At 52.3% G+C, this 11,397-nt stretch carries 11 protein-coding genes; 4 read left to right on the top strand and 7 right to left on the bottom strand.

The genetic code is table 11. From position 1 onward, the window contains the following. The 4 genes from ACOJWD_RS07720 to ACOJWD_RS07705 form a co-directional block, all read left to right on the top strand. The coding region (locus ACOJWD_RS07720) for a sugar transferase (protein ID WP_486992646.1) at positions 1-369 on the top strand (369 nt) is incomplete at its 5' end. 107 nt (positions 370-476) lie between these two features. After that, positions 477-848, top strand: a complete 372-nt coding sequence (locus ACOJWD_RS07715; protein WP_486992645.1) for a hypothetical protein — start codon at positions 477-479, stop codon at positions 846-848. Between the two features lie 77 nt (positions 849-925). Next, positions 926-1,387, top strand: coding sequence for a hypothetical protein (locus ACOJWD_RS07710; RefSeq protein ID WP_486992648.1), 462 nt, complete (start codon positions 926-928; stop codon positions 1,385-1,387). A 66-nt stretch (positions 1,388-1,453) separates the two neighbouring features. After that, positions 1,454-3,022 (top strand): S53 family peptidase, encoded by a 1,569-nt coding sequence (locus tag ACOJWD_RS07705; protein WP_486992647.1) that lies wholly within the window; start codon positions 1,454-1,456, stop codon positions 3,020-3,022. A 518-nt stretch (positions 3,023-3,540) separates the two neighbouring features. Here ACOJWD_RS07705 and ACOJWD_RS07700 read toward each other — a convergent pair. The 7 genes from ACOJWD_RS07700 to ACOJWD_RS07670 form a co-directional block, all read right to left on the bottom strand. Continuing rightward, a complete protein-coding gene (locus ACOJWD_RS07700; RefSeq protein WP_486992644.1) occupies positions 3,541-4,227 on the bottom strand; it encodes a PDZ domain-containing protein in 687 nt (228 codons plus the stop codon). Beyond that, a complete protein-coding gene (locus ACOJWD_RS07695) occupies positions 4,228-5,364 on the bottom strand; it encodes a M61 family metallopeptidase (protein WP_486992643.1) in 1,137 nt (378 codons plus the stop codon). A gap of 127 nt (positions 5,365-5,491) precedes the next feature. After that, positions 5,492-6,079 carry a DUF4149 domain-containing protein gene (locus tag ACOJWD_RS07690; protein ID WP_486992642.1) on the bottom strand — a complete coding sequence of 196 codons (588 nt, stop codon included), beginning with the start codon at positions 6,077-6,079 and terminating at the stop codon, positions 5,492-5,494. A gap of 67 nt (positions 6,080-6,146) precedes the next feature. After that, on the bottom strand, positions 6,147-7,382 hold the full coding sequence (locus tag ACOJWD_RS07685; RefSeq protein WP_486992641.1) for an MFS transporter: 1,236 nt from the start codon (positions 7,380-7,382) through the stop codon (positions 6,147-6,149). Between the two features lie 148 nt (positions 7,383-7,530). After that, the gene (locus tag ACOJWD_RS07680; protein WP_486992640.1) at positions 7,531-8,643 is read right to left on the bottom strand and encodes an RNA polymerase sigma factor; all 1,113 of its coding nucleotides are present in this window, start codon (positions 8,641-8,643) and stop codon (positions 7,531-7,533) included. A 311-nt stretch (positions 8,644-8,954) separates the two neighbouring features. Beyond that, on the bottom strand, positions 8,955-10,337 hold the full coding sequence (locus ACOJWD_RS07675; RefSeq protein WP_486992639.1) for a TolB-like translocation protein: 1,383 nt from the start codon (positions 10,335-10,337) through the stop codon (positions 8,955-8,957). A 108-nt stretch (positions 10,338-10,445) separates the two neighbouring features. Further along, positions 10,446-11,397: hypothetical protein (locus ACOJWD_RS07670; protein WP_486992638.1), on the bottom strand; the 952-nt coding region annotated here is incomplete at its 5' end.

Below are 11,397 nucleotides of genomic sequence, written 5' to 3'. Positions count from 1 at the left end.
GTCATGTCGGGCCCGGTGTTTAAGATTCCCAATGATCCACGCGTCACAAGGGTCGGAAAGTTTCTTCGCAAGACCAGTTTAGACGAATTGCCGCAGCTGTTTAATGTCCTGGTGGGGCAGATGAGCATGGTAGGCCCACGTCCCGCGTTGCCCAGTGAGGTTGAGCTGTATGGTCCCGACTATCGCAAACGGCTCTCGGTACGTCCGGGGATTACGTGTTTATGGCAGATTTCGGGGCGCAACGACATCGACTTTCATGACTGGATGCAATTGGACATGGAATATATTGATAGCTGGTCTTTGTTCCTCGATTTGAAAATTATGGCCAAGACGATCCCCGCCGTATTTCAGCAAAAAGGCGCCCACTAGCGCTATTCCCTATTTTCCTTGATGCCCACACGGATCCCGTATGCGAGGCAATGCTAGTGTCTTCATGCTCGCAAGGGTGTCTAGATTCTCTATGGAGGTGAGACATTGTGATGGAGGGCGATGACGCGACGATCGTATCTGAAGAGCCTTCTCGTCGATCCCGACACCGTGTTCGTGAGCTGTCGAAATCCCCAAAACGCCGCATGTTACCGATAGGGTACATGGGAATCGGCTGGATGGCGGTGATTGTACTATCCGCGATTTTGCTGGGATTGATTGTGGGTTTTGTGTGGGCGACTGCTCGAGATGTCTCGACACTGGCGCTCAATGGCCGCGAGATTACCCGTCTGAACGAAGAGGTCCTGTCCCTCAAACGCCAGCTGGCACTTGCATCATCCGATGTTCCTAAAGGAAATTGGTGGGTGTGGTGGTTTGGCCTTCCGACCCGGCATCTGTGGGATACGATTAAATTTTGGTAATCCCTGGGTGTTCTTAAGAGCGATTCCTTGATACACTCATTAATAGAGGGAAAAGGGGGATCACATAATTGCCGCGCGTGGACTTGTTGCACGTCATTGGAGACGCACCCGAAGGACCGTGGGCCATATTTTCTTTGCCGACCGGTGACGGAACGGATATGATTTCCGTCATCGTACCCCGATCGTTGTGGGTTTTAGTGACCAAGGCACATCCTTTTGATAGTGAGATTTCGTTGATGGAGCGTTTGGGTCAGCAGGCGGTCGACCGTGTCTTACGTCATGGTCAGTTGAGCGATCCAGTATTTATCCAGCGAGAGGACCTTAAAGATCTCATGCCGCTCGCGGATTTACCGTGGTTTCGAGAGCTCCGGATATGCTCTCGGTGCGGTAACGAGGTGCCTCCCGGGGAAGTGTCGGAAGGACTCTCTAATGCTCTACCTCCGGATTCTCGCGGGCAGATTGAACTTTTAGTGTTGTGTCCGACGTGTCAGGTGCAAACACCACATCGACTGACGCCCTGGGGAATCCCCGCCCAATAGGGTTCATTTGCCGGTAATTACCATAGTATGGAAGTATCATTCTATGAAGGTGGTGTAGCTGTGCGAATGCCGGGACATTTAGTACCAAATATGCATCCTGAGGGATGGAGTGCATCGCGTCGAGGAGCGATGTCCATCGAAATTGCGGTGTCTTTACGGCCGTGGGATGCTGAAGGGGCCGAAGAGACGGTACGTTCTCATCGCGCGCCGTGGACAGTCGATGCTCTTCGAAAGGAGCATGGAGTACCTCAAGAGATTCGGCAAAAGATCACGGAATGGTTGACGCGTGACGGACTCTCGGTGGCCAGGGAGAGTCCCTTTATTCTGTGGCTCAAGGGTACGTTTGATGAAGTATCGGCAACGTTTGACGTAGGATTTGAATTTCGCCAAGAAGGGGATTTGCGTCTATATCGGCCCAATCGCGAGCCAGAGGTACCTAATTGGGCGGCGCCCTGGATTTGTGGGATTGTCGGATTGGAAAACGTCGCTCGTCTGACCCCTAATTTTCGCTCCCCCAAAAGTACCGACCAACTGGCGAATAATGGGCAAGGATTTTTTCCAGCTGACCTTGAGACAGCCTATCAGTTTCCTGCGAATAACCTAGGGAGCGGGCAAACGCTGGGACTTTTGGAGTTTTCCAACGGCTATAGTCTCCAAGATGTTACGGCCTTTTGGCAATCGATGAATATTACCCCCCCGCAATTGGATTTTGTGTCGGTGGATGGGACTCCCAATGATGGCGGAGTCAATAGTTATGATATGGAGGCTACATTAGACGTAGAGTGGGCAGGAGCCTTGGCTCCAGCGGCTCATTTAGTGGTCTATGAGGCGTCCAGTGGCACCAGTGATCAGTCGTTTGGAATGTCGGTGTTGAAGGCACTAGATTATGCGATTCACGATACGACGTATGCGCCGCACATTTTGTCGATCAGTTATGGCGATGGCGAGAGTCAATTTCCTTCGGCTGAGTTGCAGGCTTGGGAGCAGGCCATCCTTGAGGGGACATTACTCGGCGTAACCACCTTTGTGGCGTCGGGAGATCAAGGTGCGTATGGGCTTCATGAGCTAGGCTGGCCAATTCCGCACGTCGATGCGCCAGCTAGTTGTCCGCATGCCGTGGCGGTCGGCGGAACGCATCTCGTGCTCAATGCGGATGGTTCGATTCAATCGGAAACGGGATGGACGGACACCAATAACAATGGCGCATCGGGCGGCGGGATAAGCCAAGTCTTTCCGGTTCCCTCCTATCAAAGCAGTTTAACCTTACCCGTAAAGTCGGGGGATAAGGCCGGGCGCGGAGTTCCCGATGTCGCGGCTAATGCTGATCCCGATACCGGCTATGCCGTGTTCTTTCAAGGATCGCAAACCATCGTCGGAGGGACCTCAGCCGCGTCGCCACTGTGGGCTGCTCTATGTGCGCGGCTCAATGAAGCGCGCGCGGCGGCAGGAGCGGGGACGGTAGGCTTTTTAAATCCCGCACTCTACCACTTAGGGGGGACGAATGTATTTCGGGAGATTACCCAAGGCAATAATAATTATGATGGGGTCATTGGTTACGAATGTACTCCCGGTTGGAATGCGGTCACGGGATGGGGAAGCCCTCAGGCCACACGACTTATCAGGGAACTGACATAGAACCACATGACGACAGATGCAAAAGGGCCCCACAAGGGCTTTTTTGCTTGTAGAGAGTAAATTCTCTATATGGCCAGTATGCGATCATGCTAACGGTTCATGGACTTCCGAATCCTGAGGACCAAGATCTGGTTCTACAGTTGGAACGATCCATCAATGTTGGGGATATCCACGATGTGAGAGGGCTCGTCCTCATCACGGATAAGGAGTCCTGTGGCTGAAATAAAGGCATAGGTTTTTTCCCAAATCGGATGTCGCGAATAGACTTTGGATCGGCGAAGGGACACAAGATATGCATAGACTAATCAGCCATAGGCCGTCGAACGGTCTTTGCGGAATAGAATTAGGGCTGATTTTTCTTGAAGTGACGGCATTCTTCACAGAGTATCGTAATGTGCCGGAGCCCCACGACGGTAGACCCGAAAATGTGCGATAAAAGGGCAAGGAATTAGGGATGTATCCGTCCGTGTGCGAAGAGAGATGCAAGGAGGGAACGCATGGCCCTCCTTGCATTATCTTTAGTTTAGCTGTGCTTCAATGGTCTCCCATGAGGCATTGAGCCAACTTTCGGCCAAAGTCTTTTGGGCGGGGGACGGCTCTTTGCTGGGACGAATCTTTACCTCATCTGGCGGTGCAGTTCCTAACGTGACAGTCGTCGTTTCGAGCTTACCACGGCGGAAGTAACTCACCTCTATGGTATCTCCGATGACATGGTCAAGCGTGACCCGACTTTTTAGATCATCTTCGCTCGATATGGCATAGCCGTTGAGGGCGATGATCTGGTCGTTGGCGTTAAGTTTGCCTTCGGAAGGACCACCCGCATAGGAGACTTTGACGGTCAGTTGATGTCCGTCTTGTATCGACGTCTCAATACCCAACCACGGTAAAGGGGGATTTTGTGAAGAATCTTTTTGGGCCTCACTGTGCTCGTCGTCATCATTAGGATCCTTGTAGGTGCGTTCGATGATAAGCCCAGCATATGAGAGGAATTGTTCAAAAGGCACCGCTGACGTCCCATTAATGTAGGCATCGAAAAACTCGTCGAATGAGGATCCGGCCACTTCTTCGACCGTTTCTTGATAGACGGATTCGGGGAAGCCTACGCCATGGACGCCGTAGCGCGCATAGAGACGCCGCAATACCTCGTCCAAGCCGAACGTGTTCTGAGTGCGATGACGGATTTCCAAATCCAGACAGGTTCCCACTCAGTCGCCTTTGAGGTAATAGGAAATGGTCCGGTTAGGTGAATCGGCATCGGGTTTATAGAGCTTAATCCAGGTGTCAAAACTGGATTCCGCTAAACTTTGGACCAGACGACCCGGCTTCTTTTCGTAGTCCTTGATACTGTCCGCGAGATTATTGAGATATTCTTTGGCGCTAAAAAGCGATGCCTGGCGTAGTGCAAGAGTCGCAAAATAGTCGGTAAACCCTTCCATGGCCCAGAGCAAACGCGTATAAACCTCGCGATTATAATCAAACGGCCCTAGCATCTCTGGATGAATGCGCTTCACATTCCACAAGTGAAAGAACTCGTGGGAGATGAGTTGCAGAACGTGACGATATTTCTTTCGTGGTCGATAGGCAAATCGCGAGGTACCACAGGTCGTGGAGTTCAGGTGTTCAAGCCCCCCGGTCCCTCGGTCGCTGAGATGGAGAATAAAGGTGTAATGCTCATAGGGGAGACTGCCGAAGAGATTTCGCTGAGCGATCACAATTTTCTCTATGTCTTTGACAAGAAGTTCGGCATCTTCGTTGCCATGGCCCCAAATGGCCACGTAATGGGGCTTTTCGTCTACAGTAAAGGTCAGCACACGATGGGTCCCAATCTCCGCTGGCGAATCAATAAGGACATCGTAGTTGGACGCGCGATAGTGGAATGGATTTTGTCCGATCCGATCAAGGCCAGTGGAGACGTGCCATCCCTCGGGAGCGTCTATAACCACATCGATGGGGCTATCTTTGTCCTCGTCGAGCAAGAAGAACAGTTGTGCCCCATTAAAGTATGCGTGTGACTGGTCAAGGTGACTCGTATCGACGCCTAGGATATAGGCATAGACCTCATAACTGATGGTGACAGTACTGTTGTCAACATAGGTATCAAATCCCCATTGGCTTTTGCCGAGGTGGTAGGCTTCGGTCGGTTGGTGATCCACGGTGACCGACAGATTAAAGACGTGACGGGAAAAATCCTGTATTTCATAGGCACCCGGAGTCCAAGCCGGTAACGTTAAGGTATGTTTGCCGGAAGACAAATCGGCTACTTCACAGGTAATGCGGTAGATGTGAGAGCCGGGATTACGGCAATCGACAGTATACCGATAGGAGGAAGGCGGTGTAGACATCGTGTAAGATCTCCCTTCAAGTCGTTCGTTCGGAAAGCCCCTTTACCACTCGCATACGCAGAGCTTGTAATAAGAGGCTTTCCTCGTACAGCGTAGCTATTCGTGATAAAACAAAAAGAATCCTTCTCTATGGCGCAATGGTGAGATAGGCCATAATCAACATGATGATGACTTGACATACGCCTTGGACTGCGGCCAGGCGCTTGGTGCGAAAGGTCCACCGCCTCAGTCGTTCAGGATCGGGATTGGGTTTTCGAAGTTCGTTGAGCATTCTCAGATTGGTAGGTAGAATGATCCCTAATCCCACTACGGTGAGAATAATGACCACGATGCCCGCAGCGACTATCCAGGGAAAGATCGCGCTATGCACCTTAGCGAACCCGTCATATTGGGCGACGTACCATCCGGCGGTTCCCGTCGTGATGGCCAGTACCGGCATGTATAGGAAGGTGTTGGGGACCAGCCGCCGTTGCACCGCTTGCCGTTGTTGGGGATCCAAGTGTCTCCAGACAGGACCTAAGACGAAGCCCAGAAAGATATCTGCACCGGTCCATAAGCCGCCGGACATGACGTGACTTAATAGAAGAAGGTAGAAATCATGGGTGATGAGGGCGACGACCAGGAGGGCCGGCAGCACCAGGATCCACCAGGTGAGACGTTTCCATGGAATGAGGGGTTCTCGCGCGGATTGAGATTCTAGAACAGAATTTTGCATTAGCGATGTTCCTTTCATAGAGATTTGAGGAATGATTCGCGATTGAACGTCAAATTCCTTTGAATCGCTACCATGGTTCATGGCGGGAGGAAGGCAAGGCGGAGCTCGGCGCGGGGTGAGGTAGACCGATGAGAACGGTGCTTAACCCACACAGGAAAATGCCTGACAGGCGAAACAGCCAGGGCAGCCCCAAAGGCTCGCTGATCCATCCCGCCAGGGCGGTCCCTATTGGTGTAGCAAGGGTCATCAAGGACGAAAGAAGGCCGGCGACACGCCCCCGAAATGAGGGGGCGGTACTCAGAATAATGTGGGTCGAGAGTGCCGTGTTGACCACGCCTACTCCAAATCCGACAAATATCAGAGAGCAGAGGTTTGACACCAAATCGGGGAAGAATGCCATTGTCGTGATCCCCACCCCCGATACGAGAAGGAACAGAACTAAGGTGCGATTCAATCCCAGATGCTTCTGCACACGGTGCGCCATGACACTCCCCGCGATCATGCCTATCAATATGGTGACCCCAAAGAATCCATATGTGAGAGCCCCACGATGCAGTACTTGGCGAACCCACGCCACGTCGAGAATACTGAGTGGGGTGATGACAAAATTGATCATGATGGCGACCGGGATGAGGCGGCTTAAGAAGGCGCTTTGGCGCACAAGCTGAAGCCCTTCTTTGAAATCCTGCAAGACCGTTTGAGCATGAGCGGCGTTCTTCGGTTTTTCGGGTGCTATTGGATGGGTGAACTGAAGACTTAGGGCCGAGACGAAAAAGCTGATGCCGTTAATAAAAAAGAGCAGTACGGGGCCCCCTAACGCAATCAAAAACCCGCCCAATCCTAGACCAACCAATTGCGAAAAGGCATTGGCACTCTGATTGGCCCCATTGGCTGATTCATAGAGGCGCGACCCTGCCACCTCTGGTAGATAGGCGGCCTCTGTCGCATTGAAGAGGGTAGCGGACAATTCTAAGAGAAAAAGGCTTGCTGCGACCATGACGACAGCTAACTGGTGTAGCAAGAACGCGACGACCATGCCGAGGCTGAGTATCATGCGGAGACTGTCGGTCGCTATGAGGGTGCGGCGGTGGGGCCAACGGTCAGCATAGACTCCAGAAACCAGGCCCAGCAGTCCTGCGAGACTGCCTATGGCCATAACATAGCCGAGCATGGCACGACTGTGAGTGGCACTTAACACATACCAGGACACGGCCATCAGAAAGACCGTATTGCCAATACCAGAAATCCATTGACCCGAGAGTAAAATCAGTAGTGGTCGGTTTTTTACGAGATGAGAATGCATCGCGATGGCCTCCTTCATAGACGATTCTCTATAGGAGTCGCATTTGATCCCGCACAGGTTCATCGTTTTCATCTCGTCGCGAAACTATTTTTTGGCATGGACGCTGCCCGGATGAGGGCCTCATGAGGGAAGACGGGCGAGCGATGCTCTAGAAGCGAACTTGAACACCGGCTCTATAGGCCAACGTCGAGGCAGGGGGAGCATAGAGAAGGTAACGGAGGTCACGGTGGACGATGGCGCCAGCGGGTGGCGGAGTGGTGGTGATAATTCGCCAAGTGACGGGAATCGCTATGGCAAGACGCAAATACATATCCAAGGGGCTGGTGGAACGGTTGGAGCCACTTTCAAATAGTACCTCAAGTCCTTTGGGAGAGCGTGAAATGAGGCCAAGAGCCTCTGCTCGTTGGGGTGTGAGAAAAAAGGTGGTGTCAATATCTGAGGAATTCCCCTGGGCTTTGTACTGATAGCCTGTCCAGTTGAGGCTTCTCGATGTCCACTGCAATGGGGGTGTTGAGACGACGCGACGCGGTAGCCCCAGGTCGGACCAGCCAATGTGTACGGCATCTTTAAACGAGGGATCGACGCGGGTTCGCCAATCATACCAGATCGAACCGTCCGGTTGGACCCGAAGAATCCACCCGAATGATAGCGCATTAGACGGAAAAGAGAACCATTGTGATAGTAATGTCCTGGATGAGGATTCGATGGTGCGATGATGAAAGGGGAGTTCTGGAGGATCGTGCGGCCAGGATCGGAGGTGCTTTTGCAATAGACGAATGCCATGATATAGTCGTGACTTTACCGTTCCGATCGGTATCCCATAGTCAAGAGATAGTTGCATGAGCGGGGTCTCATCGAACAGGCGGCGGTACACAATGGGTTGCATGGCTTTCGGGAGATGATCAATGAGACGTCGCACCCGGAACAATAATTCTGCATCGAGCAGTGATTGGTGCAGAAGATCGCCCGACGCTTCTAAAATCCACTCCTCATTGAGTGATTGGGGCACCAGTTTACCGCGCCAGTAGTTGGCTACCACATGCTTGGCGACTCCTAATGCATAGGCCAGTGGGCTATCGCGTGTAAAGAGTCGGTCCCGTTGCTGGTAAAGGCGAACCCAAATATCTTGCACCAGGTCATCAACATCTTGCGGTGGAACTTTGCCGCGACAATAGGCTACTAATGTCCCATGGAGTTGAGTTACCACTTCCTCAAAGGAGTGAATAAAAAACACCTCATTGTGTGCCAATATTGCCGTCATTATAGCGTACTCAAGAGGCATTTTACCGAGTCTTGCCGCAGTGCTATAAAAATCTATCCTCAAAGGCTACTGTCGGGATGGCCTTCCCCGTCTCCCATTATCCTCTTGTCGCCATCGAGGAGCCCATTTATTTTATGCGAGACCAATTCCTTATTTTTATACAGTACCCTAGGATGGAGCCTAATTGGTTTGTTCGCTGACTCGGGGAGCATTCACCAAGCCTTATCTTGTCTCCATCTCGATTAAGGCATTGTCCCGGATGGGCACTGCCGGTGGAGAAGCAAAAAAACACCTAGGGCAGGTGGCTGGAGTCAGGAGCCAACATGTGCTGGAGAGCGCCGAGTCCAAAGAGTAGAACGTAAGATTTCCCCGTAATATCCCCCTGACGAGGGAATGTCTCCGACGACTTTGGTTGGGCTATATGATGGCCCGGCAATATACCAAAGCGCATGATGAGACAAGTAGAGGAGGCCGTGGCCGAGAAATACGGGATCGGTAACGCCGGTCCCGGCGTTTTCCCATATTGTCCAGTGATGGTGCGCGTAGATGGCGAGTTTTCGCGAGGTGAGCCACGCGGTATAGTTCTTCAGCAAGCTCCACGATGCGTTGGTGTCATTACGGGCCATGACGGCAGCGACGTCGCCTTTTGCATTCATGGTGGGTTCGATCACTTCTTTTCCGAGGGGCCGTGGCAGACTGCGGGATACGCCATCGTGGACGACCACGATGTACTTTTTACTTCCTGAGATGGTGCGCGGTCCGCCGGCCATATACGCGAATTGGGTGGGGCGGGGCAAGGTGAGGTAGTCACGATAGGGCAGCATCTGAGGATAGGCGGTAATGGCTCCATTCTTCTGATGCCATAAATCGAGCGGAGCGCTATCCGCCATCAGCGACGCCGAGTATTGTCCGTCGGTCCAATACAAGATATTTAGGGAATCAGGCAAGAAGGCGGCCAGCCAAATTCCGACATTATTGGGAGAGGTAAAAGCTATCTTTGCGGAGGATAAGGTGGTTCCAGTCAAGGTGACTTCCTTGACGACGTCATGGCGATGCCCCACTAAACCTTGCGTGAAGGCGTAGGCCAGTGTCTTCCCATTGGTGGACCAGATATAGTTTTCTTCTAAGGGCCCCTTAATGATGGCGATGGGGATGGCCTTGTCGGCGCGTAACTGGAGTAAGTGAAGATTATCAGAGAAGAAACTTAGCACGTCGTGATGGGGCTGAAAGGAAAAGGTGTAAACGTTTTTTTTACTAAAGATAATGCGATGGGATTTTACATCGTAGACATGTAATTCCGGATTCTGGTCAGCTAGACCCGCGGTTTCATAGGCAAGATATTGTCCCGATGGAGACCAAAGCGGGGTAGCGGCCGAGGCGCTTTTTGCGATCTCATGGGCCGGACCGATACCAGCTTGGATGAAGACGCCTTTCGTATTTACGTAGGCCAGTTCTCCGAGATCTTTAGGGACGCGACTTGGGAGGACAGGCGCAAGGCTCAATCGCAGGGATTTTCCGGTCGTCGCGTCCCGTATCGGCTGGCTCACCAACCTGGGGAGGCCTACCGTTGCGGCCGTCAAGGTGAGGGCGGCTAGTAACGCGAAAAAGATACCGACTCCCCGATGGGGTGTGTCTGCGTTCGAATGTAACTCTGCCTTGAGGGGGGCGACGGGAGTGATGTGGCGATCTGCCATATACAATTTTCCTTTCGTTGGACAATCAATTGGCTGCTGGTGTTCGACGCGTCATCATTTCGGTAGTTAGAGGAGGAGATTTACGTCATCGACAGAGTGCTATCGTTATTACGGCGAGGCAGTTGTCGATGGCGCGGTTGAACTAGCGGGGCCTGACGGTGGAGGGCTGACGGATGGAGGAGCTTTGAGAAATGTTGGGGCTCCGCTCCACCAATACCAGCCGGTGGGGGCAAAATAGGTGTGACCATGTACTGTGTCCAGGTAAGTGAGCGCCAAGATGGAAAGGCCATGGTCACTTAGCACAATTTTAGGAGCTCCTTCGCTGCTGGGCCCGCCTGGTACGGTGGCGTTTTCGAGATTGATGGGAAGGTGTGCTAGTGCGGCAGTCTGACTATCCAAGGCGGTGTAAGGTGCTTGTGCGAGCATTTTGGGAAGCGCGACAAGTTCTTTATAGGGTAGCACGACCGAGGTGGGGCTCACCACGTAGGTCAGATTCGTGCCATCTACGGTGGTCTCGATAGAGATGGGGACCCAAATACCATTTTCCTCATCAAAGGTGACATCGTTCCACCGGGTGGGAGAGAGCGCCGTGAGCGTCGCTTCATCACTGGCGGATTGACTGACGACCACTTGGGTTGGACTGGTGGTCGTCAAAAGCATAGTATTTACTTCATTCACGAGCGTATTGGTAATCGACGTATTCGGTAGTGATTCTGTTTCTGTACTTGCATGGCTCGTGGGATCGATGGCGTCACGGGGAATCGTGAGAGAAATCCCTTGAATATGAGGATTCGTAGGCGAAACGCCGATAGGCGTCTGGTGAGATGGCGCCATGGCGATGCCCGTGATTAAATTCACTTCAGACCAAGTGGGAATTTTGGTCATGATTTCCAACACTACGCGTTCTTTCGTGAACGCCACGATGGACACCGGAGCCGTGAACATGGCGGTATGAATAGGGTTGCCATTTTTAAATATCGCGAGGACCACACTGGAACTGGAGATGCCATCAAGCAACTGAATCTCGAAAGCTTGGTTCTCTAGGATGATGGCAAAGGAT

The sequence above is a fragment of the Sulfobacillus sp. TH-112 genome (assembly GCF_057473405.1).
This window is presented reverse-complemented; position numbering and strand designations above follow the sequence as displayed.